The sequence below is a fragment of the Pontibacter aydingkolensis genome (genome assembly GCF_019443125.1).
GTDB lineage: Bacteria > Bacteroidota > Bacteroidia > Cytophagales > Hymenobacteraceae > Pontibacter > Pontibacter aydingkolensis.
On record NZ_JAHYXK010000011.1, the window covers coordinates 64,786 to 90,500 of the forward strand.

Genomic DNA, 25,715 nt, shown 5'->3' on the forward strand with positions numbered 1-25,715 from the left:
CGGCCTGCCCTTGATTATTTAGATACAACTATTTTAACTGTCTGTGTTTTGCCGTCGCTGTTTTGCATGGTGGCGTAGTAAATTCCGTTTCCGAATTTGCTCACGTCTACTTTCACCTCATGCATGCCGGCCTTAAGCTTTCTGTTAGACATTGGTGTTGCCACCAAACGTCCGGCCGCATCAAACACTTTCATGGATACAGCAGTGTCGTCTCTTAAACTGTATCGAATGGTGGTTGTCTCGGAGGCAGGGTTAGGATAGGTTTCAACCTCTTTCATCATGATGTCCGGCGGCGCTACGTTCAGGTTCATGCCCTGTATGTTCTGCATTTGTGACATGCCGTTTTGCTCACCGCATTCACAGGTGCTGCCCTCCAGGCCGCTCCACGGCTGAGCCACATAAGGGAATCCCTGCAGGTATGGTTTGTCGTTAGTATCCACACCATCATAAGGGTAAGTAAGCACCGTTAGCAGATCCTTGGTTACCGGGTTAGGGCTACCTGGTACATAATCATCATACCAAAGACCGATGGCTGCCAATACCACACCACTTACGGCCATCGTCTCGATGTCCACTACGTCATCCTCTATGCGTCTGCCGTTCGGGAAGCCATCCATGTTCGGGATAAACTGCATGTCAGAAGTTTTGTTGAACCGTGGGTCTGTCAGACCAAGAACTGCTGCCTGCACCAAGCCCAGTCTGCTAAAGTCTGGGGAGTTTCTTTGCGTAACTGGTACGGCCATGTTTACGCGTAGCATGTCACCAAATGTAGGCAGGAAGTTATTGATGAATGGCTTGCCTTTTGCCAAAGGATTACCTCCTTTGCCTGTAGCCAACTGGTACGGAGCCAGGTTAGGTACTCCTGTGTTAAATATAGGAAGTATGTCCACGGAGCGAGGTGCATTCGGACGAAGCAAGTAGTTACCGAAAAGAGCTGGATCAAGAGCTGTGCCTTTTACAGCCTGTGTGTTGAGCAGCGGGTATAGCCCTGCTTTATTGTTACGGAAGTCATACTTGCCTAGCGAGTTCATTTGTAATGGCAGCGCACCAAGTTGTGGAATCTCATCTCCAAATGCGGTATTGTCTATGTAAAGCGAAAGCTCTGGATTGGTGAAATACTGCTCAAACTCTTTCTCATTATAAGGTGTGGCGGCATTCCACTCGTCCTTGCGGCCTACAGGTATAATTACCTCATTTGTTAATGGCATACCTAAACGGGATACCTGTACCAAAGGTCCGTTGTGGTTCACTTTTCCGCCTGCTTCGCGCACGGTTATTTTCGGACGGCTGGCAGAAGCCCACACGCCGATAATATAGTCAGAGTCCAGTATGTTTTTAGCCATGTCTGGGTGCTTACCGTCTTTTTGCAGTGTGGTTATAGGTATGTTCAAAGCGATGGTATGCACGTTTTTGCAAGCAAGTCCATCCACAGCATTGTTCGGTCTTAGGTTGCCTAAATCAAAAAAGGCACCCACATCGATAAAGAAGGGATCATCTACTGGGCCAACAAATATTTTTTCACCTGAAGGCAGTCGTTGTATACCTTCTATCAGTGATTCTTGGTGGTAATTACTGTTAAGACCCACGGCACTCTCAATAGAACGAGGTCCCTGGTTTGGTGGTGGTACTACAGCGTTGCTAAGGATGGTAGTAAAGCTTTTTCCATTGTCAGTGCTTTTCATTACATTGTATGTTACCTTCTGGTTTTCCTTTCCAAGTCGGATGTTAAAGAAGGTTGTCGGGTCCTCGTTTTTCTTGCTGAAGTCGAATCTGTAAATGATGTCATCCCCTTTTGTGTTTGGGTTGTTCTTGATGTGGATGTCATACATTACCTCTTCTCCGAAATTGTAATAGTAAGGCCCTGCCTGCGGGAGTTGGAACGGGATATAGTTGGCTATAATAACCATCCTACTAGGGTCGGTAGGATTTCGAAAGGCGTAAACGTCAGTGTTGTCTGCAAGTGGGTCATTCATGATCATTGGCGCCTCCCTGTGACTCGACGACTCCAGGAAATTTGTTTGTGATCCAATACCTACTATGCCGACAATGGCCAGTAGTGTTAGCCATAGTTTCAGGCTAACTTTAGTAAAATACTTCATAAGCAAATAAATTAAAATGTAAAAAATAAACATCGGGTGATGTTAACACTCATCGAAAGGGCTGTGATGAGAATGGTGTGGCAGGTACTTTAGCGTGTACAGAGAAATGTACGATGCCTGTTTTATATCGGATTTCTTAAATATCCTCTATATAAATTTACTTAAATGCACTTTAAGTAAAAAAATAATAATTTATATTTTAAAAGTATAAATTATTGGTTCGGTTAATATTCTGTATTAGAAAAAGTGAGGGTAAACGTGTAGTATTTTTTAGGGAAAAGTTTATACGTTTATTTTGCAAGAAAATATTGGTCAGTTATTAAGCATATATAAGTTAACTTAACTCCTAATATTTGGGTTAGTAGCAGGCATTATTGTATAAAGTATATACGTTAGAGTATAAACTTTTATTAAATAGTTGCATAAGGGGTAAGCTTATAAATGCTTGTCTTTTATGGATGCAAGATCAGAGCAACGTAATTTATAAATTACTGCTTCTAGTTGAATATTTCAAAATTTGGCAACCTGTATACCAGAAAGCTATGAGAAGGCACAAATTTAGGGCTAAGCTAATTAACCCAAAGTATTTATACTCGCCTTCATGTTCTCCAGGAAGAGGTGTATATGATAACCATCTACCAGCGCATGATGCACACGCACACTTACCGGAAGTATAACTCTATCGTCTTTAAACTCCAGTCTGCCGAACGCCAGTTTTGGAATAGAGTCGTCTGGTTGGTCGATATGCGCGTGCTCCATACCTTTTAGCGGAAACCAGGGAAGGGTAGTGGCGTGCACCAGATCAGGACCATTATAACCGTAAAACAACCTGTTGCTTTTTTTTACTTCAGCCACAATCTCAGAGGCCTCATTGCAGAAAGTATGCAGATCGGGGTGGTGTGGGAGGTGCACAAAAGATACTGTTTTGTTATCTTTCAGAACAGTGGTGGAAATATCCACGGCCTCATATTTTACCACACCTTCGCCCTCCAGCCTTAACAGGAAATTCTCAGTGGCGCGCACTCCCTCGGTGGCAGCGTGCAGGTAAGCCAGGAACACCGATAGCTTCTCCTTTTTGGCGTAGTGGTACAGGTTGGTAATGTCTACTTCGGTGTGTACGTTAAAGAAAGGCTGTGTAAATGCCTTAAAAAAATGAAAGTGCTCTTCGCGTTCCCAGCCCTTCGTTTCGAAATTGGTTTTACTGTATTGTGTTTTCGTATGCATGTATTTTGTGCTGCAGCAAATGCAGGTTTATTTCTTTGATAATGGTTTGCTGTGTTTTAATGATATGCTCAGCTTCAAGTTGTACCAGCAGCCGGTTTAGATTTCGGGTAGAGGTGCCCAATGCCTCTGCCAGCAGTGCCTTTGATATCTGAAGTTCGTTTAGTTTCGAAAACTCCCGCAACACGATCATCAGCGAGTAAAACAACTTGTTAGTGCTTTGTATGGCTGCTTTATGGGATGTATTCAACAACTTCGAGATCACGTTGCGGTGAATGAGCAAATTAAATTCCGGCTCCTGCGACAGCATTTTCAGGAACTGCTGCGGAGCAATCCTCCAGAAGGTACAGTTCGTAATGGTCTCTACGGTACCAAAATGATGCATCTCCATGATGGCCTCCACATCTCCTAGTACCTCTCCTCTGTCGAAAATGCCCAGTGAGTAAGCCTGGCCCAGCGATGTAGTACGCACCACCTTTACCAGTCCCGACTGAAGTATAAACACACTATATGGAGATGCATCCTGTTTCAGCAACTGGTGCTGCGGCCCGAACTGCATAAACGCAATGCCATACTTCTCCAGCAAGTATGGCTGGGAGTCCATATAATAGATAATGGCACTCCTGTACTCGGTTAATAGATGCTCTTGCATGGTACAAAGGTAAGGTATACTGCTACATCTCTAAAAGGACATTTGTCCGGTGTGCATATCTTTCTGGTAGTAGTGTAGCGTAGTTTAATTTATTACAAAGCATAAAAATTTAGGTTAATTAATTTAGATTAATTCCAAATAGTGTTTGAGCTTAGTACTTTTACCTGTAGTTTTGCGCAGTTCATTTCGTATAGATGTTTTGCCTGTTTAAAGAATGGCAGCAGACAAATGGGGATCTAAAGGTACAAAGACTTGAAAAAGCGGGTAAAGAAAACGTATTCCATTCATCATTGGCTGGGCCTGGTGGCTGGGCTATTCCTGCTTATTTCAAGTATGACAGGCTCGGTACTGGTTTTTCACCGCGATATCGACCATGCGCAGTTCAGGCAGCTTTCTACGTTAGAATCTCCGGCTTCTGAACTAAAGATTGATAACTCGTTTGAGCGCATAAGAAAGGAAAATCCGGAGAGTGATATCCGGGTGCCAAAGCTGCCGAAAGACCTGAATGAGGCGCTGAAGTATGAGATTCGAAAAGGAAGTGTTCGGAAATGGTTTTTTGTTCACCCTGAAACAGGAGAGACTTTAGCGACTATAGACCGTGCTGATAAACGCCTGGTGCACGTGCTGCTGGACCTGCACTACAACCTGCTTTCAGGCACGCCGGGTAAAATTATTGTGTTGCTGGGCGGTTTATGTCTTATCGTACTTAGCATAACCGGTTTCTTGCTGTACCGCACGTCTATACTTAAAGTGCTTTTATTTAAGCAACTGGTATCTTTCAAAAGCAGGAGGTCTTTTTTCTCCAGTCTGCACCGGGTGGTTGGGGTTTGGAGCCTGATTTTTAATTTATTTATAAGTATAACCGGCACCTGGATAGCCTATACTATCGTAGAATACGCATTATCGCCGGCAGCAACTGCTGTTGCCGAGGTTCAGCCAGCAGCCGTTTCGGTAGATGAGGTTATCCGGAAAGTGAAAGCAGATCACCCTAAGTTTGAGATAAATTACCTGCGCTTTGCAGGCGGTAATCTTTCTGTATTGGGCAGACACCAGGAAGACCCAGCCTATTACGGCTTTACTTACAGCAACATTCAGGTAGATCTAAGCACAGGTGAAGTTAAAAGCGTGAACATGTTGCGCGACCAGCCGTGGCATAAGCGCCTGCTTGCCATCCTTAAACCGCTGCACTTCGGCGATTACGCGGGTATCTGGGTTAAATTGCTTTATAGCTTCTTCGGCCTGCTGCCGGGCATTCTGGCTATTTCAGGGTTTGTGATCTGGCGATTACGTAAAATAAAGCCAGCGCCTAAAATGCCACGCAGAAAAATCTCCAGGGCTCATACTTCCGCAGCCTAGCCGTAGACCTAATTTGCCTTTTACAGTCCCATTAAACCCTTCTTTGGGTTAAGACTTACGCCTTGTTAAGTGCATTAGCACCATTCTATACTATGCATTTGATGGGGCAGGAAGAATCTCCAAAAATATATACTTGTTTATTTGGACTAATTCTAAATAGTGAATAATATTGCAGCGTCATCTATTTAAATTTAATCTAAATAACGATATGCGAAAGATTTTACTATTACTCCTGTTACTGGTGCTTACTAAGGTTACCTATGCTCAGGTAAGTTCAGCAAAGCTTGTGGGTACAGTAAGTGATTCTACAGGCAGTGCAGTTGAATATGCAACAATAGCACTCCTTAACACCACAAAAGGCGCTACATCAGATGCAAAGGGCAACTTTACTATAGCAGGTCTTCAGGCTGGCAGGTATACAGTTGTTGTTTCTGCTATTGGCTACCAAACTAAAAGACAGGTGGTGGAAGTACAAGACAGGGAGCTAAGAGAGCTTTCTTTTGCGCTACAGGACGCCAGAAGTATGCTGAATGAAGTGGTAATTACCTCCCGTAAGCGTGACCAGCATAAAGAAAATCTCACTTCTTCTATTACCTCTGTAAATTCGCAATTGCTCCAGGAACAGCAGCAGGTAAGCAACAACCCAATCGATATATTGGCTGTAACGGTGCCGGGTATGGGGCATTCTTCTGGTACAAGCAGCAACTGGGCTCAGACGCTTAGAGGGCGCCAGGTGCTGGTAATGGTGGACGGGGTGCCGCAGTCTACGCCGCTACGCAATGGCTCTGTGGATATGAGAACCATAGACCCACACGTGCTGCAGGGCATTGAGGTAATTAAAGGCGCTACATCTATTTATGGAAACGGTGCCGCTGGTGGTGTGATCAATTACATTACAAAAGATACCGATGCGATCAAGAAATTCTCTTCTAAAACCCAACTGGCCTCTACAGGTTCTTTTACAAATACCAAAGAAAGTATAGGTGGCCGCCTGAACCAGTCGTTTTTTGGCAAGGCTGGGAAACTAGGCTATATTGTAAGCGGCGGTTACGAACAAACAGGTGTAGCCAGGGATGCCGATGGTGATATTATTGGCCCGATATACGGCATGAGCAACCTCGAAAACCGCAATGCTTTTGGTAAACTGAGTTACGACATTACCTCTAAACAGCGCGTGCAGCTTAGCTACAATTACTTTGGCAGCCAGGTAAAAACGCACCTGAGTGAGGTAATGGGAAGTATAAAAGAAGACCGTAAAACCACAGCTGTGCCAGGTGCAGTACTGGGCTCTCCGGAAGGCACCCGCTGGAACCACAACGGCTTACTAAAGTATTCTTACGATAGCCTGTTTCTGAACACAAGCCTGAACGTGAGTGCTTATGTGCAGGACATCAGCACTGTGTTTGTGTACAGCCCAACGTTTGAGGGTGGTGGTCAGTCTACTATTCAATCCTCTAAAAAAGGTGTTCGCCTTGATCTGAACACACCTTTTGGAATTGGCGCAAATGTTATCGGAGACCTGATCTATGGCCTTGACCTGCTGAACGACATAACATCACAGCCTTTGCTGGATGGCAGAACCTGGGTGCCGAAAATGGACATGGTGAGCACAGCTCCGTTCCTGCAGCTACAGGCTAATTTTCTCAACGACCTGGTGTTTAACGGTGGTGTTCGTTTTGAAAACATTAACATAGGCATGCCGGATTATACTACCCTTAAGCCTTATAATAATAACACAAAAACCTTTGGCAACAGCGTAGATGTAAAGGGTGGCGAGTTGCAGTATAACAACCTGGTGTTTAACAGTGGCTTGAAGTATAACCGATTCAATTTATTTAAACCATTTGTTAACTTCTCGCAGGGTTTCTCTGTGGCTGACCTGGGTGTGCTGCTTCGTCGGGCAACTGTAAATGATATTGCGCTTATCCAGACAGAGGCTGTGATCGTGAACAACTATGAGGTAGGCTTTGCCAGCGAGAACAGAATCTATAGAGTAGAGGCAGCGGCATACATTAGTCAGTCAGATTTGGGTTCCAGCTTTATGGAGCAGAACGGCTTTTACAACATTATTCGCCTGCCGGAGCGTGTGCATGGTTTTGAGGTTGCAGCAGACGTAAACCCAACCCGAGACCTGACAGTTGGTGCCACTTACTCTTATGTAGAAGGCAAACGCGACGTAAACGATAACGGTAGTTTTGATGATGCAGAAGATACTTACCTGGGTGGTGAGCGAATTTCTGCGCCAAAGTATACTGCCTATGTGCGTTATACCCCGATCAAGAGCCTGAGCCTGCGAGCAGACCTGATCGGTTCAGGTGAAAGAGATCGCTTTACAGTGCAGGAGTCTACTGGACTTTACAAGGTTTATGAAGGCAAGATTAGCCCTTACAGCATAGTGAATTTTGCAGCTTCTTACAGAATGTCGCCATCTACTACCTTTAACCTAGGTGTGGAGAATGTGTTAAATGCAGATTACTTCCCGGCACGTTCGCAGTTCCTAATGTTCGACCAGTACTACATTAAAGGCCGCGGTGCCAGCTTTACGCTTGGTTTAACGGTAGAGATATAATATTAACAATGCCCGCTTAGTTTTGCTAAGGCCATTCCGGTATATCTGGGGTGGCCTTTTTTATACTCGAGGGTTAACTAGGTTTATTGTTTAGTCTGGATTAGCAGTTCAACTCAATAACTCTGCCACGTGTTTTCTAATGTTATGGCAGATCTGGTCAGTAGGCAGGTCATTGTCGTCGGTACCAAAGGGGTTTTCAATTTCCTCAGCAATTAGCTCTAAGCTAGCCAATGCGTAAAGTATAAGTACCACTACAGGTATAATGTAATAGCCCAGGCTAAACGACCAGCCAAAAGGCAGCGTCATCACATAAAAGAACACGAATTTTTTAATGAACACGCTATAGGTAAAGGGTATAGGTGTGTTTTTGATGCGTTCGCAGGCGCCTGTGTGGTCGGTTAGGGCATGTACGTCGGCACTAAGGGCCAGCATCTGTGAAGTAGAGAGTGTGCCGTTTTCGTGCAGGGAGTTTACACGGCTATAAATAGCAGATGCGATCTGGTTAGGCAGGTGTCGGCCTCGCTTTAAATCCAGTACCGGGTCCAGTTCCTCGAAGTTTTCATTCTCGCGCAGCATGTTCTTCAGGGCAAAGGCAAAGTTTGGGATCATGAGCCTGAAAAAGCGGCGGTCTTCTTCGTGGCGCAGCATGGCGCTTACTTTAATAGCCATGTTACGGGAGGTGTTGGTAAGTCCTCCCCATACTTTGCGGCCTTCCCACCAACGGTCATAGGCAGTGTTGGTCCTGAAGACAAGCAGCAAAGAGATCACAAAGCCCAGCACCCCGTGAATCATTCCAAAGTTACGGATATACTTAGATTCGTCGGAGGTCAGGTAGTTTAGTTCTACAAAGGCAATACCACCGGAATATACGCTTACAGCCACCATAAGCGGCAGCAGCTTACGAAACGTATCGGCCCTCGAAATCCTGAAAATAAAGATGAACCATTCTTTGGGGTTATAATTGATCACAGTGTTTAGGTATGTGGGTGATGGTGCTTATACTTTGCAAATTAAGAAAGCCCGCTTTTGGCTGAACCTGATAAAGTATAGATCAGATAATTTTGGCGGCAAGATACAAATTCTTTGAAGTATGGGTAGATTTAAAGAGAATCAAGATACGCCCTCACAGAATCAATGATGGTAATTTGTGCTGGTGCGAGCTTGCAGCTCGTACCCCCCTTGTTAGATAGGAAAGGCTACATTGATGAGGGGTATATTACTGACAGGCGGTTTTAAGTACGAGTTGCAAGCTCGCACCATCAGAGGGAATTGACTCAGGTTATACAAACTTATACTTTACAATTTCGGGGCAGCAGCAGAGCTTATCAGTTGCTGTTCTTTCCAGCGCATGCGGTAGGCGTTCATGGCGGTGTTACCCAGTTTCTTTAGCAGCCTGTAGTTAACTACAGCGCCTATAGGTGCCCCAACCAGCGGAATCATCTGGGCCATTTTTGCCAGGTCAATGTAATCGCGGTACTCCTGTTGAAAGGCACGCCAGTTAAATTGGTCAATGTCTTCAGGCAAGTGCTGTTTCTTGGTTTCCCAGTCTTCCATTTGCAGGTATACTTCGCGGCGATGCTCGTGGCTACTAAACGCTAACTGGAATATGTGCAGTAAGTACACTCGTTCGCGGTAGTCTGCGGCATCGTAACCATAAATGGCGGATATCTCAAATAGCAGTTTTAGTTTTAGGCTGAGAAGCAAGGGGAAATCTGCAAAACCTAAAAGTATACCTCCAGCCCCTGTAATACCTCCCTCAGCAGCGGCTGCATTCTGGTAAAATTTGATCCTGTCCTGCACCATTAGTTCCCGTTGCTGCAAACTCAGGCCCTCCAACGGTTTTGTGGTTACAAGTCCGGCACCAAAAAGCATAGCGCGTGTCATTTGCTTAATAGTGGCAGTTATGGCAGCGTGTACTTTATCTGGTATGTAGCTGTTTATTTTATACTGCAGCTTACGCGCCACAGCATTTAAGAAAGAGGGCGACTGCAGCATTTCTCCCTGCCATTTTCTTAGTTCACCAAATGCAAAAGTGTTATAGTAGGCAGACATAGGACTTTAAATCAGAACTTAAGCAGCTATACGGGGGTAGTATACATCTAAGGTAAAAAACTAAAATGAAACTTGTTTCTCAAATTCAATGTATATACATTTGATGTATGTATATGTAATGTGTATCGGTTTATAATATACTTGCAGTTTAAAACTACATAACAACTATACTTTACGAAATTAAACAATTGAGATTTTAGCGAGGTATAGATTAAGTCAGAAATTCATAACACTAAAAATAAGATTATGGCAACTACTAAATGGTCGATAGACCCAACCCACAGCGAAATACAGTTTAAAGTAAAGCACCTGATGATCACAACTGTAACAGGCTACTTCGCAAAGTTTAACCTGGAAGTGGAGACTGAGGGCGATGACTTTACAAAAGCTAATAAAGTTGTTTTCACAGCTGATGTGGACTCTATCAACACCAATAACGAGCAGCGCGATACGCACCTGAAATCAGCAGACTTCTTTGATGCAGATAACCACGAGCAGGTAAGATTTGAAGGAAAAGACTTTGAGAAAGTATCGGATGAAGAGTACAAACTGCACGGCGACCTGACTATTCGTGGTACTACGAAGCCAGTTACTGTAAAGGTAGAGTTTGGTGGTATTGTAGTAGACCCTTATGGCCAGACAAAAGCAGGCTTTACTGTTGACGGCAAGATAAATCGCAAAGACTATGGCTTAACCTGGAGTGCTGTAACTGAGGCTGGCAGCATAGTAGTAAGCGACGAGATTAAACTGCATGCTGAGATACAGCTGGTGAAGCAGGCCTGATAAATATCAGGACAAAAAACGTTTGGCAAAGGACAAAAGACTTCTGAAGATTTCCAGTAACCGTTATTTGGTCTCTGTGTATACTTTAGGCTATGTCTGTCCTCATTGATAAGTAGAATAGAGACGCAAAATTTTGCGTCTCTATTTCGTTTTATACTTTACTGAAAGCATATAACATCTCACGGCCAATCTGCAGCGTTTTTTCAAAGTATACTTCATCTTGCTCGGCTGTCCCGTCTGATGCTTTTGGATCTTCGTACGTGATGGCAATACGCTTTTCAGCGCCTGGTACAAAAGGGCAGTTGCCATCGGCATCGGAGCAGGTCATGATGGCGCCAAAACCGGAGGCAGGGTTCGCCGCATCATCAAACTTTTTAGACCATACTTGTACAGGATTTCCGTCTGAAGCATATTTAACTTTATACTTCGGATTTTGGCCTTCCTCAGCTTTTTCAATTTCGAATCCTGCTGCCTTCATGGCCTTTACTGCTGCCGGATAAAAGGCTGTAGCCTCTGTACCTCCTGAGTAAGAGATTACCCTTTCAATACCAAAGTATACAGCTGCTGCCTGTGCCCATAGTTGCGCCATGTGGCTGCGACGGGAATTGTGGGTGCAGATAAACACTAGTGGTATCGGCTGGCTCGCTGCTTTCTTATTCCTGATATAGTCGCTTAGCTGCTGTAACAGTTCTTTTCTTTCTGCGGGTATCTGATCAAATGTTTGAGTCAGTTGTTGGGCAGTTTTGGAGAGTACAGGTAGTAAACTCATGCTAATTTAGAGTTGGTTTATTGTGCATAAAATCTTTTTCTGAGCCAGAAGGCCACGTTAACCAAAGCAATAAGCGCCGGCACCTCCACTAGTGGCCCCACCACACCGGCAAAGGCCTCACCGGAGTTAATACCAAACACGGCAATGGCAACCGCAATGGCCAACTCAAAGTTATTACCTGCAGCCGTAAATGCTACTGATGCATTTTCAGAATAGTTTGCTCCGGCCGCCTTGCCTATAAAGAAGCTTATCAGGAACATAATGGCAAAGTATATTACCAGTGGCACGGCAATACGCAGCACATCAAATGGTATACTTACAATAAGTTCTCCCTTTAAGCTAAACATCACAAGTATGGTAAACAGCAGTGCTATTAGCGTAATAGGGGAGATGGCAGGTATGAATTTGGTCTGGTACCACTCCTGGCCTTTTAATGGCACAAGTATAACCCGGCTCAGCACACCAGCCAGAAACGGTATCCCCAGGTAAATCGCTACGCTTTCCGCAATTACGCCGATGGAGATGTCTACAATAGCACCCTCGAATCCAAAAAGCGTTGGGAGCTTGGTAATAAATAACCAGGCATAAAAACTGTATAGGAAAACCTGGAAGATACTATTCAGCGCTACAAGCCCTGCTGCGTATTCACGGCTGCCTTCCGCCAGGTCGTTCCATACTAAAACCATGGCAATACAGCGTGCCAGGCCTATAAGTATAAGTCCGGTCATGTACTCAGGGTAGTCGCGCAGAAAAGTAATGGCAAGTATAAACATGAGCAGCGGCCCGATCACCCAGTTCAGGATTAATGACAAGCCGATGACTTTTACATTTCCGAACACCTTGGGCAGCAGCCGGTAATTCACTTTTGCCAGCGGCGGGTACATCATCAGGATCAAACCAATGGCAATAGGTATATTAGTGGTGCCGGTTGACAGGGAATTGACATAGCCAGAGCTTTCTGGTAAAAAATATCCGATTCCGACGCCAATCAGCATCGCCAGGAAGATCCAAAGGGTGAGGTAGCGGTCTAAAAAGCCAAGTTTCTTGCGGTTATAGGCAGGTGCGCAATGTTCCATGTCAGGGTGTTAAAGTGGTAATGTAGTTGGGTTTTAATCAGTTTTTTGCTGGCGCGAGTTTGTAACTCGTGTCTTATAATGATGTTGAGTTTGTAACTCAACTGGGCCGGGGGCCCACACTATAGCCGGTCACGAGCGAGGACGCTCGCGCCATCAAAAACCAGTTCAGTTTAACAGCAGCCGGCACCAGGCTCGCAGCACGCTGAGGTAAGAGGCTTATCACCGTAAACTGTAATGCTGAAAATGCCGGTATTGCTGTTTCTAAATTCTTTGATCTCTGTTTCGCTCAGGTAATCCTTCAAGATCTCGTCGGGCACCTGTATCGCCTTTTCCTTCTGTACGGTAATGTTCTCAAAGCCAGCCTCACGAATAATCTGCATGTAATCCTCTTTCTGGATAGCACCTGATACACAACCTGCATACATTTCGCTGGCTTTTACCAGGCCTTCAGGCAACTCGCCTACCAGCACCACATCCGAAATACTGAAATGGCCACCGGGCTTAAGTACACGGAAGGTCTCGGCAAAGGCTTTCTGCTTATCCGGCACCAGGTTCAGGACACAATTACTTACCACTACATCGGCACGGTTGGCGGCAATGGGCAGGTCTTCTATCTCGCCCTGACGGAATTCTACGTTGTTAAAACCTAGCTTTTCAGCATTGTCTCGTGCTTTAGCGATCATAGCCTCCGTCATGTCTACGCCTATTACTTTGCCGCCTTCGCCTGCTAAAGCACGGGCCACAAAGCAGTCGTTGCCGGCACCGGAGCCAAGGTCTATTACCGTGTCGCCTTTTTTGATCTGGGCAAATTCTGTTGGCAGGCCGCAACCTAAGCCTAAGTCAGCATCGGCATTATAGCCTTCCAGTTCGGTGTAGTTATCGGCAAATATAGCGTAGTCTACGGTGCCGCAACCGGTGGCGCCGCAGCACGAAGCTGAATTCTGGTCTTTGCTCTGGTTGGCTATTTCGCTATACTTCTCGCGAACGATCTTCTTTAATTCTTCTGCATTGTTCATAGTTTCTGGGTTTAAATTTATCGGTATTTTACGATTAAATAAATCAAATTTTTTTAACAGCAGCTGGTATCGCAGGGTTTATACTTGCCAAATATTATCTGCAGCAGTTGCTGCGCTTCTTGCCATGCTTGTGCATCAATGCAGTAGCATACTTTTTTGCCCTCAATGTCGCCTTTTATCAAACCGGCCTCTTTCAACTCCTTCAGGTGCTGCGACACCGTAGACTGCGACAGCGGCAGTTCTTCCACAATATCGCCGCAGATGCAGGAGGTGCGTTCCAGCAAAATACGAAGTATGGCAATGCGGGCAGGGTGTCCCAGCGCCTTCGCATACTTTGCCACCGTTATATCGGCGAGTGTGAATTCTTCTGTTTTTGTAGCTCCCATAGTTTTATTATCGTAAAATTACGATTAAAAGTTTCAGATGCAAGAGGTTTTGTTATGAAAATATTTTAAACAGACTGTTGTCATTTCAATCAGGCTGTCATCTCCACGATAGGAGAGATCTTTATAGAATTCCGGATAGATCTCTCCCGATGGTCGAAATGACAATTGAGCAGGTTATAGATGAAACAAACGCAAAAAGCCCCGGAGAACTTTATACTTTCCGGGGCTTTCTGATTCATACTTTAAATAGCTTACGCCATTACTTTTTTCTGTAAGGCTGCTATTTGCTGGTTTAGTTCGTCGATGCGGTTCATTTCTGTTTGCAGGTCGCGCTTCAGTTTTAGTTCTTTTTCGCGGGCCGATTTCTTTACTTCCTGCAGTTCAGCGTCAATCTCGTCGTAAGCTCTCTTTTTCTCGTCGGTAACTACTTTGCTGTTTTTATACTGGAAGTATAAAATACCAGCAATAAGCAACAATACACCTATTACAGAGAACATCATGATCACGAAAGCCTGCTTAGGGATGTAAAAAACACCAAAAACAGAGATACTGTCACTTTTCTTTACTTCTTCGTCCTTTAAAGCATTGTCTTTTTCCAGTGCCTGAATCTGAGCTTGCTGTGCGTCTATTTTAGACTGCGCCTGCTCCAACTCTTCTTTAGAGCCGCTTCTGGCTTTTTCAAGTTTAGTTTCGGTGGCTTTAATGTTGCCTTCTACGCTCTTCCAGAAAGCATCCATTGCGCTAACGCTAACAACTTTATACTCACGGTTGCCTTCTCTGTAACTGTTGGCGTTTTCTTTCAGGCTTTTAAACTGATTTTGCAGTTGGTCCGAAGCTTTTACCTCTTTGGTTGCCGCGTCCTGTGCTTGCGTTACCACAACAGACGACATAAAAATCAGGGATAAAATAAATGCCTTCTTCATCTTGAACAATTATTTAAGTAATGTAAAAAGGTTGAAAAATTTTACCGGAGCAAGCAAAACAGAAAAGTTAAAACTGCCCGGCGCAGGTATTAACACCTGTTAAGCTAAACCCTATAAAGGATTCATTATTGTATTTAGTTCGAAGAAAACCTTTATTTTTCAAAAATCAAACTTTTTGTATTGCATATTTCCAATCTGATAATGCTTCTTAGTAAGGTATTTCGAATAGTATAAAAAAAGGAGGCTGCCGTTATAAAAGCCTATAAAGGGTGGTGCTCATTAAATTTTTCTGATACATTTGCTTTAACCATTAAACTCTGAAACTATGGAAGCGCAATCTACACTTCAGGTATTTGTAAACGGAGATTTTGTACCGGCGCAACAGGCTTTTCTGCATATAAGCGACCTTGCCATTCAGCGGGGTTACGGTGTGTTCGATTTTTTTAAAGCAGATAAACATAAGCCCCTGTTCCTGAACGATTACCTGGAACGCTTCTACAACTCAGCCAGCCTGATGTACCTGCCAGTACCTTATACTAAAGATGAATTAAGGCAGATACTGCAAAAATTGATCAGCCTGAATAATCTGGAGGAATCTGGGGTAAAGATGATCCTGACGGGTGGTTACTCTGAAAATGGTTTTGACCCGGCCGCGCCCAACCTTATTATACAACAGCAGCCACTGGTGTTGCCTTCAAAAGAAAAAGTAAAAAAGGGCATTAGCATCATCACCCACGAATACCTGCGCGACCTGCCGATAGTTAAAAGTATAAACTATACTACAGGCATCCGGTTGCTGCACCATATGAGAGAACAGAATGCAGAAGAAGTGCTATACTTTAACTCAGGAATTATAACTGAATTTCCGCGCTGCAATTTCTTTATAGTAACTGAAGATAATACACTTGTAACGCCTGCCCACAACATACTTAAAGGCATAACCCGCAAAAACGTAATGGCCCTGGCAGCTAAAAAGTATAAAGTAGTAGAAAGAGACATAACCCTGCAAGAAGTAAAGCAAGCAAAAGAAACTTTCCTGACCAGCACAACCAAGCGTATTTTGCCTATTGTGAAGATAGATGGCGAGGTGATAGGAACAGGCAAACCAGGTCCGATTACGCTGGAGTTGCTACAGGATTTGATGGCATTGGAGCAGGAGGTGCTGGCTGAGACAGTGAGGTAGCACAGTTTATACTTTAAAAATATACCCACGGCACGTTTTTACTTGCTCCATCGTTTCCAAAGTATGAAAATGTTTGTGAATGAGAACTCTGTTGTGCGGGAGATCTGGGGTAAGAGCGATACAGTGCTTTTTATCTTTGCCGGAGCCTCAGCAGAGTTTGCCTTAAATAAAGCTGTTGACTGGTTATACTTTACTGGCCGCCTGCCAGCAGACCCATTGGGACGATTGTTTTCTACAGTTGGTTATGCCCGTCAGATTGTTTTCTCTACAGAAGAAATAGCGCATAAAGCCATCGATAAAATGGCTGCCATACATGCCGGTGTAGAGCAGAAACGCGGCCAAAGTATACCTGACTGGGCTTACCGCGACGTACTTTTCATGCTGATAGATTACTCGATCCGGTCTTATGAACTGCTGGAACAAAAACTGTCTGAAAGCGAGAAAGCGGAAGTGTTTGAAACGTTTTACAGGGTAGGCAGCCGCATGGGGCTGAAAGATTTGCCACAAACTTACCAGCAATGGCTTATTGCCCGGGAAGAGCACCTTGTTCAGAATCTGCAGGAAAGCAAGTATACTTCAGACCTTTACAAACAATACAGAAAGCACCTGGGTCCGATCCGATATTTACTGTTACTGGAAGCACAAAAGCTTGTAGTACCAAATTTAGTTAAGACTTTGCTTAACTTTAGTAGTACTGCCTGGCTTGTGCCGGTGCTGGCTGTTTATAAAATTGCCCGCAAATTTAACCTCGACTGGTTGCTTAAAGAGGCCATACTTCCGGGAGAATATAAATCCGATATCAAAGCGCTGGATCGTATGCCGGCGTAAAATATCATCAAGATAAGTCAAAAGTGCTGGCTCAAAAGACCTCACAGGTCTCTAAGACACTGTGAGGTCATCGCAAACTATTAAATATTACAATAAACACCTTTCTAATCGCGGCCCCTGCCTTTCTTTCTCTTTTCTTTACGTTCTTTTCGCCTTTCCTTCCAGCTTTCTTTCCACTCCTCAAAAGATTGGGCTGCTTTACCAGTTACTCTATCCAGTACCCGCTCCAGGAAGTTTTCACGGGGTGGCTCGGCTCGGTAAGATTCACAGTTCAGACTGGCAAGTACACGTGGCGGTAACCTTTCAAACCTACTGTTGTAGTAACCTTTGTATGCTGGGTCAATGGCAATGCGTCGGATATAGTCTCCCCAAATAGGGAGGGCAGTACGAGAACCCTGGCCTAACTCTAATGTCCGGAATCGTACCTGCGGACTCTCACCGCCGACCCATACGCCTGTTACCAACTGCGGCGTAATGCCTATAAACCAGCCATCTGTATTATCCTGTGTAGTTCCTGTTTTGCCGGCAATATCCATCTGCAGTCCAAACTGCGAACGTAGTTTGTTTGCACTGCCTTCTTCCACAACGCCCTGCATCAGGTACAGCATGATAGCAGCTGTTTGCTCTGATATTACCCGTTTAACATCGCGGCCGTCCTGGTGCTGGCGAATAATGTTGTCGTTTCGGTCTGTGATTTTGGTTATGTATACCGGCTCTACACGCAGCCCACGATTGGCAAAAGTGGCATAAGCTGTTACCATTTCCTGCAGCGATAGGTCTGCTGTGCCTAAGGCAAGCGAAGGTACTTCGGGTAGATCGCTTTTTACGCCCAGGCGGTGAGCCATGTTCACCGTTCTGTCAACGCCAGTTTTCATGATGATCTGCGCGGATACCGTATTCACAGAGTGGGCCAGCGCACCACGCATGGTATATTCGCCGCCATACTGCTCGTTGGCGTTTCTCGGCGACCAGTTGTCATTTGTAGGGAAAGTCATGCGTTCGTTTGGGAAGTAGTCGCAGGGTTTCATGCCTCTTTCCAGGGCCGCGGCATATACTATAGGCTTAAACGTTGATCCCACCTGGCGCTTAGACCGCACATGATCATACTTGAATATGTTGTGGTTGATGCCGCCCACCCAGGCACGTACATAGCCTGTATGCGGCTCTACTGAGAGCAGGCCAGTGTTCAAAAACCGCTGATAATACGCAATAGAGTCCAGGGGGCTCATGGTACGCTGGTTACTGCCGTTCCAGCCATATACCTGCATTTTTCGGGGCTCTCTGAACGCTTTTGCAATTTCTGCCTCTGATGCTCCGGCTGCCTGCATTTTTTTATACCTGTCGGAGCGTTGCATGGCCACCTGAATTACATCGGAATTAGCACCCCAGGGGCTGCGGCCACGCCAGTGTGCATCAAAAGACTTTTGCAGTTGGGCCATTTGTTTGCGCACGGCTGCTTCGGCATGGCGTTGCATGCCTGCATCAATGGTAGTATAGATCTTAAGGCCATCTGTGTAAAGATTATAAGGCTGTCCGTTTTTCTTTTTCTTGCTGGCAGCCCATTCAGCCAATTCCTGTCGTAGCTGCTCTCTGAAGTATGGAGCCAGTCCGTCGTTGTGGTTGGTTACTTTGTAGTCGAGTTTTAGTGGCAACTGTTTTAGCGAATCAGCCTGGGCAGGAGTAAGGTAGTTATACTTTGCCATCTGGCCCAATACCACGTTTCGTCTTGTTTTAGACCTCTCCGGGGAAAGCCTTGGGTTATAAGTGGTAGTAGCTTTTAGCATTCCGATTAGTACGGCTGCCTCTTCGGTTTTAAGCTCGTTGGCAGATTTGTTAAAGAAGCGCTGCGCCGAACGTTCAATACCATACAAATTACCGCCCATAGGCACTGTGTTCAGGTACAGTTCCAGTATCTGTTCTTTTGTGTAAAGGCTTTCCAGTTTTCGGGCAATGATCATTTCGCGCAGCTTGTTTACCGCCATGTCGCCAAACCAGTAGTTTTTGCGCGGATACAGGTTCTTGGCCAACTGCTGACTTAATGTACTGCCGCCACCGGAACTCTCATTCTGCATCAGCAGCGATTTGACCACCACACGGCCCAGGCTTCGGGGATCCACGCCGCTATGCTCGTAAAAGCGTACATCTTCTGTTGCAATCAGGGCATCAACAGCAGCAGGAGAGATGTCAGCATACTTTACATTTGTACGATCCTGTATGTAATACCGGCCCAGCAGCTCACCGCCTTTAGCATATACTTCGGAGGCAGTATTGTTGTGCACCGACTGCATCTCTTTAGTAGAAGGCATACCACCCAGCAAACCGGTATAAATGGCAAAATAGAAGAGCACCAGAACAAGTACACCAACAAGTGCCAGTTTGTAAAATATCCTGAAAAGGAATTTGTAGTTAGATTGGCTGCGGCTTTCCTGCCATTCTGCCCATTTTTGTTTCCAATAAGTGCTGGTAAACTTTGGTTTAAGGCTACTGAAAAAAGCAGATAGTTCGCCATGAACCAGCCGCACAAACGGCGCCATTATTTTCGTAACAATGAATTTTATTATCTTCTTAAGCGTACGCTTCATGTTCTGTTTCTGATCATTTGCATGCCTAGGTTGATATTTTACCGGGCATACTGCATACAAACGATGAATGAGTGATTTTGGTGCACTATCTGTTTAGCAATAACTGGACCGGTGATTAAGGAGATTAGATTGATTTTTAAGATTTCTCAGCAATACCGGGTCCAACCACCCCTGCAAGTTTACCTCACCCCAGCCCACTCCTAAGAACAGGAGAGGGAGTTTTTGCATTTTATTCCCCTCTTGAGAGGGGCAGGGGTGTGTTTTTGCTCTGACGCGCCAGCTTAACCTCCCTTCTATCAAAATCCTTACAGGATGACAAAAGAAAAAGTAGCAGCTATTGTGATGGCAGTTGGTATAGTAAGTAAAACTCGCCGCCTTGGACTAGTGAGAACGGGAGTTCGAAACTAGCGAGCGTAGCTCTGAGGGGTAGGGGTAGTTTGACCTGGTATTGCTAAAAAACACCCCTTCAATCTATCTAATCCTCATAAATCTGTGGTCCTCTACAGCGGCCTCTTCTTGGTGCCTCTCGTTGCCTGCGCCTCCAGTGGATTATCCGGCCAGTGGTGCTTTGGATAACGGCCGCGTAAATCTTTGCGCACATCAAAATAGCCGGTATTCCAGAAGCTGCGTAGGTCGCGGGTAACTTGTACGGGGCGTGAGGCTGGGGAAAGCAGGTGCATAAGCAAAGGTACTTTTCCTCCACCGATTTTTGGCGTTTCCAGCATGCCGAAGACCTCTTGCAGGCGCACTGCCAGCACAGGCGTTGTTACATCTGTGTAATCTATGGAAATTCTGGAGCCGCTGGGTACCTGCAGGTGTGTAGGTGCAAGTCTGTCCATGTCCTGCCGCTGTTCCCAATTTAAATCAGATAGCAGTACTTCATTAAAGTCCAAACGTGCCACTTGGTCCAAAGAACGGAGGCCGGAGAGGTGCGGACGAAGCCATACTTCCATACTTTCTTGTAGAGTCTCATCCGATACATCTGGCCAGTTATCAGGAGCTAGTTGGTGCAGAAACGCCAGCCGTTTACGGGATTTTATAGCCTCATCAGACCATGGTAAATTAGCCACGCCCTTCTCCTGCAACGCCTTAAACAGCGCATCAGCAATCTGCTCTGGGTCTGGCTTAGGCTGTTGTTTTTCCTCCAACACTAGGGCTCCTAAGCGTGTTATACTTCGGGCTACTACACGACCAGTTGCATCATCCCAGCGTACTTCATCTATTGTCTCAGTTTGATCACCAAAGTATTTCAGGATCTCAGATTTAGAAAGTGGGGCAGCCAGTAAGGCCCGTGGTTTAGCGCCAATCTCCAGGTGAGCTATGCTATAAAAAGGAGCTTCTCCGAATAATTCTGTCTGTAGTGCTACACGCTGGCCGGTTACCAATCGCACTCGCCCTGATGTTTCCAGTTGGGCAATACGGTCAGGGTAGGCGAGGGCGGTAAGTATACCGGCAGTCTCATGATTGATAGTGGCTTTTTGCTCGCGCAAACGCAGGCGCATGTGCTGTGCCTGCTCTTTTACTCTACGCAAGGCATTTTCATCTACTACAAAACCTGGTAGGTATGGCCTCTTCCCCTCCAGAAGCTCCAGGCGCACCTGCAGATCTGGGAGCGGCTCCGACCAGGGTTGTTGCACCGACTTTAGCACATCTTTTTCAGAAAGTAATGCAGCCAAAGCACATGCCGTAGAAGTATGGCCAAGCTCACGACCACGAATTACCAGGTGACCCAGGCGCGGTGTTAACCCCATAGAGGCGATTGCTTTTCCGTGTGCAGTAGCGTTGCCAGGTTCATTAATAGCCTCCAGGCGCAAAAGCAGGTCATGTGCCAATGATAGGGCGGCGGCAGGCGGTACATCCAGCCACTTTAGGTCTGTTGCATCTTTTACTCCCCAGATGGCAAGCTCCAGGGCAATACCTGTTAAGTCTGCCTCGCAGATTTCGGGAGTCTGGTTTTCGGGTAGTTGCAGTTGGTCGGCAGTAGACCAGAGCCGGTAGCAGATGCCGGGGCCAAGTCTGCCAGCACGACCACGGCGTTGGTCGGCAGCTGCTTTAGAAACAGGAATGGTTACGAGGGTAGTTAGTCCGGTGCGGGGAACAAATCTTGGTACGCGAGCAAATCCTCCGTCTATTACTATTTTAACGCCTTCTATAGTTAAGCTGGTTTCGGCGATGCTGGTTGCCAGTACCACTTTGTGCCTGCCTTGCGGAGCAGGTTGTATGGCAGCCAATTGCTTAGATAGCGTCAGGTCACCATGTAAAATGTGCAGGTCTATACTTGGAGCTAAACGCCCTTCCAGTTGCTCGGCCACTCTTCGCATTTCACCCATGCCCGGCAGGAAAACAAGTATATCGCCCTCCGGTTCCTGTTCCAGCGCCTGCCGGATGGCTTTGGGTACCAGGTTTGCCAGACGTTGTGCCGGACGTGTACCAGCTGCGGCTACTTCGGCGTTAGACAAATAAGTTGTTTCTACGGGATACTGCCGTCCCATACTTTGCACCACCGGCGCATCGAGCCATTTGGCTATGGCAGCGGCATCCAAAGTGGCACTCATCACCATAATGCGCAGGTCTGGCCGAAGTAGAGCCTGAGCATCCAGGGCAAGGGCTAAACCTAAATCGCCCTGCAGGTTGCGTTCGTGAAACTCGTCGAAGATAATAGCGGAGATGCCTTCCAAGGCCGGGTCTTCCTGCAACAGGCGGGTAAGTATACCTTCGGTTACGACTTCTATCTGCGTATTTGCCGACACCACGTGCTCCATCCGCACCCAATAACCAACAGTTTGCCCAACCGTCTCCGAAAGTATATCCGACATGCGCTGAGCAGCGGCACGGGTAGCCAATCGGCGTGGCTCCAACACCAGAATTTTACCACCGTTTCGCCACGATGCCTCCAGCAATGCCAGCGGCACAAGCGTAGTTTTACCTGCTCCGGGAGGTGCTTCCAATACCACGCGGGTATGGTTATCGAGGGCAGCCAGCAGTTGCGGTAGCGCCTCCTTTACAGGTAAATCAGGTAATCGGTGGAATAAGTCTGTAGTAGCCATCTGCTGTAAAGGTCTGAAAAATATTGGTGGGATGCAGTAGGGGAGGGAAGGTTCATGGCGCGAGCGTCATCGCTCGTGATTGACTATAGTATGGGCCTCTGGCCCAGTTGAGTTGCAAACTCAACATCATTGTAAGACACGGGTTACAAACCCGCGCCAGTATAAAATAAGTTGAGCCTACAAAATGCTTAATAGTGTTTACCTGAGCGAGTCTGGAGACTCACATACACCTAAAGTCACAGGAGTGATTCCTGCGCCAGTAGCTTTAACTCCCTCTCCTGTTCTTAGGAGAGGGTTGGGGTGAGGTACCTCCCTAAATCAAGCCCCTGGCCTTCAATTCCAGATACTTATTAATCGTGTTCACCGTCAGGTCCTTAGGAGGGGTAAGTATAGCATGAATACCGTGCTGCTGTAGTTGCTTCACGATCTGGCGTTTATCGTAGTCGAATTTCTGGGCGATGGCTTTGGTGTATACTTCTTCGGTGTTGGTGGCTGGTTTGTGAAGTTCAGCGTGCAGCTCTGTGTTCTCAAAGAAGATGACTACCAGCAAATGATGCCTGGCCATGGCGCGTAAGTAGGGCAGTTGGCGTTGCGCCCCGTTAAGCGTTTCGAAATTGGTGAAGAGCAGGAGCAAACTGCGCTGCTTAATTTTGTGCCGGATAGTGGCGTAAAGGCGTTCGTAGTCAGTTTCCTGGTACTTAGTTTTCTGATTGTAGAGCAGCTCCATGATGCGCCGTACCTGGTCTGCTTTGCGCTGGGCCGGCAGCATGTTGCTAATGTTGTCGGAGAAGGTGATCAGGCCAGCTTTGTCGTGCTTTTTAAGAGCGATGTTGGAGATTACCAGCGATGCGTTTATGGCATAGTCGAGCAGGGTAAGGCCTTCAAACGGCATTTGCATCACACGGCCTTTATCAATCAGACAAAACACTTGCTGCGATTTCTCGTCCTGGTAGCTATTTACCATTAGGTCGGATTTGCGTGCGGTTGCTTTCCAGTTGATAGTGCGCTGGTCGTCTCCGGCTACGTAAGGGCGGATCTGCTCGAATTCTGAACTATGGCCGAGGCGACGTACTTTTTTCACGCCTACCTCGTGCAATCTGTTCGAGATGGCCATCAGCTCATACTGCCGCATCTGTATAAACGACGGATACACCGACACTTCCTGGTTCTGGGCAAATTTGTAGCGGCGCTTTACCAAAGCGAGTTTACCCATGGCAAACACATTGATTGCCCCAAAGTTATAGCTGCCGCGCTTAGTTGGTCTTAGGGTGTAATGGATGATATGTGTACGGCCTGCTGGAATGCGTGCTTTAAAAACAGTATCACGGCGCTGAAACTGGAAAGGCAGTTCGTCTATCACCTCGGCGTCTACGGCAAAGTTATACTTGTTCTCAAGGTATAGGTAAATGTCGTTGTCGCTACCATTAGAGAGTTTTTCCTGCATGCTGCGACTGGCGAACACACCCTCTTTGTTGCGATAAAGTTGTAAGAGATCTAGCAGGGTAAGTAATAGCAGTACCCCGAAGGCTACTTTGGCTAAGACCAGTAGCACGGGTATGAAAAAGGCCACAACAAACAAGCAGACTAAAGCTGCCAGGCTGAAGTATAGGCGGTTGGTGAAGTATAGACTGCGGATGAACTGCACTATTGGTTTATTGTTTTAAGTTGCATTAAATGCTTGCTGATTTTCATATTAGCTTCCTTGCTTTTAGCCAGCTTTCGCCTCGCCGGCTGGGCCCTACTTTTTGTCCCCGAATCAAGTTCAGGATATTCTACTTGACACAAGGAACCACCCCGCCTGCGGCACCCCTCCTTGAAAAAAGGAGGGGTGTGAAAAAAGTCAAGTGGCACATCCCGAACTTGATTCGGGGACGCTCCTTTCCCGATGGCCCCTACCCCCACTCGCTGAACGCTCTTTATCGATGGCCCCTACCCCCAACAGTGGACCGTCGTTAGTGCACCTGGCTGTAACCGTTGCTGCGTATCCAAATTTAGTTCTATAAAGGATAACTTAGGGTTACTACTTTTCTTCTTGTCATCCTGTAAGGATCTTGGTAGAAGGGAGGTTAAGCTATTCTATAACACACCCCCAACCCCTCTCAAGAGGGGAATTGTTCCTAGCTAAAGTCCTCTTTGAAGTCGCATATTCAATATTAGTTTCGGGAGGGGATGATTTTCCTTACCTCGGCACCTCTATTTTCTGAATGATCTGCTTGATCACGTCGTCAGCGGTTAGGCCTTCCATTTCGCGTTCCGGGGTTAGCAGGATACGGTGGCGTAGTACTACCGGGGCAAGCTCTTGCACATCCTCAGGCGTTACAAAGCCACGGCCGCGTAGGGCGGCAAAGGCTTTGGAGCTGTTAAGTAAGGCAATGGATGCACGCGGTGATGCGCCTAAGTATAGCGACTTGTTCGTGCGGGTTTCGCCAACGATCTGGGCAATATACTCCAGTAGCTTCTTATCAAGGTGCACCTGCTGTACGGCTTCTCTTAAGGCGATTAGCTCATCCGCAGAAAGCACCGGCTGCACGCAATCCAGGTCGCGCTTCAGTTTTTCGCCGTTGTGCTGCAGTTCAAGTATGGCAATTTCTTCCTCCAGGCTTGGGTACTCTACCAGCACCTTAAACATGAAACGGTCCAGCTGGGCCTCTGGCAGACGGTAAGTGCCTTCCTGCTCAATCGGGTTTTGAGTAGCCAGCACCACAAATGGAGATGCCAGTTGGTATACTTTGCCGTCGTGGGTTACGTGCTGCTCTTCCATTACCTCAAACAAAGAGGCCTGGGTTTTGGCTGGGGCACGGTTTATTTCATCTATCAACACAATGTTAGCGAAGATAGGGCCGCGCTTATAGTCAAATGTTATGGTGCCCGGGTGGAAAACCGAAGTTCCCAACACATCTGATGGCATTAGGTCCGGCGTGAACTGAATTCTGCTGAAATCCACCTGCACGGTGCGGGCAAGCAGTTTAGCTGTTAAGGTTTTTGCAATGCCGGGTACACCTTCGATCAGCACGTGGCCTTCTGCCAGCATGGCTACCAATAGCAACTCTATCAGGGTTTCCTGACCAACGATTACCTGGCGCAGCTCTGCTTTAATGCGGTTTGTTGCTTGGCGCAGGTTGCTGTAGTCTGTTTTGTTTTCCTGTGCTGTTATCAATACTTCTTCTTCCATC

20 protein-coding genes are annotated in these 25,715 nt (G+C 46.3%); 5 read left to right on the forward strand and 15 right to left on the reverse strand.

Annotated elements, in window-relative coordinates; translation table 11 throughout:
* Positions 1–14: 14 nt before the first annotated feature.
* The 3 genes from K0O23_RS13755 to K0O23_RS13765 all read right to left on the reverse strand — a co-directional run bounded on the left by K0O23_RS13755 (position 15) and on the right by K0O23_RS13765 (position 3,972).
* Positions 15–2,099, reverse strand: coding sequence for a T9SS type A sorting domain-containing protein (locus K0O23_RS13755; RefSeq protein WP_219878011.1), 2,085 nt, complete (start codon positions 2,097–2,099; stop codon positions 15–17).
* A gap of 573 nt (positions 2,100–2,672) precedes the next feature.
* The gene (locus K0O23_RS13760) at positions 2,673–3,323 is read right to left on the reverse strand and encodes a CatA-like O-acetyltransferase (RefSeq protein WP_219878012.1); all 651 of its coding nucleotides are present in this window, start codon (positions 3,321–3,323) and stop codon (positions 2,673–2,675) included.
* Positions 3,298–3,972 carry a Crp/Fnr family transcriptional regulator gene (locus K0O23_RS13765; protein WP_219878013.1) on the reverse strand — a complete coding sequence of 225 codons (675 nt, stop codon included), beginning with the start codon at positions 3,970–3,972 and terminating at the stop codon, positions 3,298–3,300. The genes K0O23_RS13760 and K0O23_RS13765 overlap by 26 nt, the downstream gene beginning before the upstream one ends.
* 252 nt (positions 3,973–4,224) lie before the next feature.
* Here K0O23_RS13765 and K0O23_RS13770 point away from each other — a divergent pair, with 252 nt between their 5' ends.
* Entirely contained in the window at positions 4,225–5,328 is a 1,104-nt protein-coding gene (locus K0O23_RS13770; protein WP_219878014.1) for a PepSY-associated TM helix domain-containing protein, read from the forward strand.
* A gap of 208 nt (positions 5,329–5,536) precedes the next feature.
* Positions 5,537–7,897, forward strand: a complete 2,361-nt coding sequence (locus K0O23_RS13775) for a TonB-dependent receptor (RefSeq protein WP_219878015.1) — start codon at positions 5,537–5,539, stop codon at positions 7,895–7,897.
* A 108-nt stretch (positions 7,898–8,005) separates the two neighbouring features.
* Here K0O23_RS13775 and K0O23_RS13780 read toward each other — a convergent pair whose 3' ends face one another.
* Together K0O23_RS13780 and K0O23_RS13785 are read right to left on the reverse strand one after the other, a co-directional pair.
* The gene (locus K0O23_RS13780; protein ID WP_219878016.1) at positions 8,006–8,866 is read right to left on the reverse strand and encodes a bestrophin family protein; all 861 of its coding nucleotides are present in this window, start codon (positions 8,864–8,866) and stop codon (positions 8,006–8,008) included.
* Between the two features lie 327 nt (positions 8,867–9,193).
* Entirely contained in the window at positions 9,194–9,949 is a 756-nt protein-coding gene (locus K0O23_RS13785) for an EcsC family protein (RefSeq protein ID WP_219878017.1), read from the reverse strand.
* A gap of 246 nt (positions 9,950–10,195) precedes the next feature.
* Between K0O23_RS13785 and K0O23_RS13790 the strand changes: the two genes are divergently transcribed.
* The gene (locus K0O23_RS13790; RefSeq protein ID WP_219878018.1) at positions 10,196–10,732 is read left to right on the forward strand and encodes a YceI family protein; all 537 of its coding nucleotides are present in this window, start codon (positions 10,196–10,198) and stop codon (positions 10,730–10,732) included.
* A 151-nt stretch (positions 10,733–10,883) separates the two neighbouring features.
* Here K0O23_RS13790 and K0O23_RS13795 read toward each other — a convergent pair whose 3' ends face one another.
* The 6 genes from K0O23_RS13795 to K0O23_RS13820 form a co-directional block, all read right to left on the reverse strand.
* On the reverse strand, positions 10,884–11,501 hold the full coding sequence (locus K0O23_RS13795) for a low molecular weight phosphatase family protein (protein WP_219878019.1): 618 nt from the start codon (positions 11,499–11,501) through the stop codon (positions 10,884–10,886).
* Between the two features lie 17 nt (positions 11,502–11,518).
* Positions 11,519–12,577 (reverse strand): ACR3 family arsenite efflux transporter, encoded by a 1,059-nt coding sequence (gene arsB, locus K0O23_RS13800; protein WP_219878020.1) that lies wholly within the window; start codon positions 12,575–12,577, stop codon positions 11,519–11,521.
* A gap of 170 nt (positions 12,578–12,747) precedes the next feature.
* Positions 12,748–13,593 carry an arsenite methyltransferase gene (locus K0O23_RS13805; protein ID WP_219878021.1) on the reverse strand — a complete coding sequence of 282 codons (846 nt, stop codon included), beginning with the start codon at positions 13,591–13,593 and terminating at the stop codon, positions 12,748–12,750.
* Positions 13,594–13,646: 53 nt separating this feature from the next.
* Positions 13,647–13,979, reverse strand: a complete 333-nt coding sequence (locus K0O23_RS13810) for an ArsR/SmtB family transcription factor (RefSeq protein ID WP_219878022.1) — start codon at positions 13,977–13,979, stop codon at positions 13,647–13,649.
* Positions 13,980–14,068: 89 nt separating this feature from the next.
* Complete coding sequence (locus K0O23_RS13815; protein ID WP_219878023.1) at positions 14,069–14,218, reverse strand: hypothetical protein; 150 nt, start codon at positions 14,216–14,218, stop codon at positions 14,069–14,071.
* A 12-nt stretch (positions 14,219–14,230) separates the two neighbouring features.
* Positions 14,231–14,902 carry a hypothetical protein gene (locus tag K0O23_RS13820; RefSeq protein ID WP_219878024.1) on the reverse strand — a complete coding sequence of 224 codons (672 nt, stop codon included), beginning with the start codon at positions 14,900–14,902 and terminating at the stop codon, positions 14,231–14,233.
* Between the two features lie 325 nt (positions 14,903–15,227).
* Here K0O23_RS13820 and K0O23_RS13825 point away from each other — a divergent pair, with 325 nt between their 5' ends.
* Together K0O23_RS13825 and K0O23_RS13830 are read left to right on the forward strand one after the other, a co-directional pair.
* Positions 15,228–16,085 carry an aminotransferase class IV gene (locus K0O23_RS13825; RefSeq protein ID WP_219878025.1) on the forward strand — a complete coding sequence of 286 codons (858 nt, stop codon included), beginning with the start codon at positions 15,228–15,230 and terminating at the stop codon, positions 16,083–16,085.
* Positions 16,086–16,148: 63 nt separating this feature from the next.
* Positions 16,149–16,913 carry an oxygenase MpaB family protein gene (locus tag K0O23_RS13830; protein ID WP_219878026.1) on the forward strand — a complete coding sequence of 255 codons (765 nt, stop codon included), beginning with the start codon at positions 16,149–16,151 and terminating at the stop codon, positions 16,911–16,913.
* Positions 16,914–17,017: 104 nt separating this feature from the next.
* Here K0O23_RS13830 and K0O23_RS13835 read toward each other — a convergent pair whose 3' ends face one another.
* From K0O23_RS13835 to K0O23_RS13850, 4 genes are all read right to left on the reverse strand, one after another.
* Positions 17,018–19,495 carry a penicillin-binding protein 1A gene (locus K0O23_RS13835; protein ID WP_219878027.1) on the reverse strand — a complete coding sequence of 826 codons (2,478 nt, stop codon included), beginning with the start codon at positions 19,493–19,495 and terminating at the stop codon, positions 17,018–17,020.
* A gap of 500 nt (positions 19,496–19,995) precedes the next feature.
* Entirely contained in the window at positions 19,996–22,542 is a 2,547-nt protein-coding gene (gene hrpB, locus K0O23_RS13840; RefSeq protein ID WP_219878028.1) for an ATP-dependent helicase HrpB, read from the reverse strand.
* A 313-nt stretch (positions 22,543–22,855) separates the two neighbouring features.
* On the reverse strand, positions 22,856–24,094 hold the full coding sequence (locus K0O23_RS13845; protein ID WP_317195694.1) for a DUF58 domain-containing protein: 1,239 nt from the start codon (positions 24,092–24,094) through the stop codon (positions 22,856–22,858).
* Between the two features lie 627 nt (positions 24,095–24,721).
* Positions 24,722–25,714 carry an AAA family ATPase gene (locus K0O23_RS13850; RefSeq protein ID WP_219878030.1) on the reverse strand — a complete coding sequence of 331 codons (993 nt, stop codon included), beginning with the start codon at positions 25,712–25,714 and terminating at the stop codon, positions 24,722–24,724.
* Position 25,715 lies beyond the last annotated feature (1 nt).

Coding starts and splice junctions, on each gene's coding strand:
- K0O23_RS13755 (WP_219878011.1), bottom strand. CDS start 2,099: ATGAAGTATTTTACTAAAGTTAGCCTGAAACTATGGCTAACACTACTG.
- hrpB (WP_219878028.1), bottom strand. CDS start 22,542: ATGGCTACTACAGACTTATTCCACCGATTACCTGATTTACCTGTAAAG.
- K0O23_RS13825 (WP_219878025.1), top strand. CDS start 15,228: ATGGAAGCGCAATCTACACTTCAGGTATTTGTAAACGGAGATTTTGTA.
- K0O23_RS13835 (WP_219878027.1), bottom strand. CDS start 19,495: ATGAAGCGTACGCTTAAGAAGATAATAAAATTCATTGTTACGAAAATA.
- K0O23_RS13760 (WP_219878012.1), bottom strand. CDS start 3,323: ATGCATACGAAAACACAATACAGTAAAACCAATTTCGAAACGAAGGGC.
- K0O23_RS13830 (WP_219878026.1), top strand. CDS start 16,149: ATGAAAATGTTTGTGAATGAGAACTCTGTTGTGCGGGAGATCTGGGGT.
- K0O23_RS13850 (WP_219878030.1), bottom strand. CDS start 25,714: ATGGAAGAAGAAGTATTGATAACAGCACAGGAAAACAAAACAGACTAC.
- K0O23_RS13785 (WP_219878017.1), bottom strand. CDS start 9,949: ATGTCTGCCTACTATAACACTTTTGCATTTGGTGAACTAAGAAAATGG.
- K0O23_RS13765 (WP_219878013.1), bottom strand. CDS start 3,972: ATGCAAGAGCATCTATTAACCGAGTACAGGAGTGCCATTATCTATTAT.
- K0O23_RS13790 (WP_219878018.1), top strand. CDS start 10,196: ATGGCAACTACTAAATGGTCGATAGACCCAACCCACAGCGAAATACAG.
- K0O23_RS13820 (WP_219878024.1), bottom strand. CDS start 14,902: ATGAAGAAGGCATTTATTTTATCCCTGATTTTTATGTCGTCTGTTGTG.
- K0O23_RS13815 (WP_219878023.1), bottom strand. CDS start 14,218: ATGAATCAGAAAGCCCCGGAAAGTATAAAGTTCTCCGGGGCTTTTTGC.
- K0O23_RS13775 (WP_219878015.1), top strand. CDS start 5,537: ATGCGAAAGATTTTACTATTACTCCTGTTACTGGTGCTTACTAAGGTT.
- arsB (WP_219878020.1), bottom strand. CDS start 12,577: ATGGAACATTGCGCACCTGCCTATAACCGCAAGAAACTTGGCTTTTTA.
- K0O23_RS13810 (WP_219878022.1), bottom strand. CDS start 13,979: ATGGGAGCTACAAAAACAGAAGAATTCACACTCGCCGATATAACGGTG.
- K0O23_RS13805 (WP_219878021.1), bottom strand. CDS start 13,593: ATGAACAATGCAGAAGAATTAAAGAAGATCGTTCGCGAGAAGTATAGC.
- K0O23_RS13795 (WP_219878019.1), bottom strand. CDS start 11,501: ATGAGTTTACTACCTGTACTCTCCAAAACTGCCCAACAACTGACTCAA.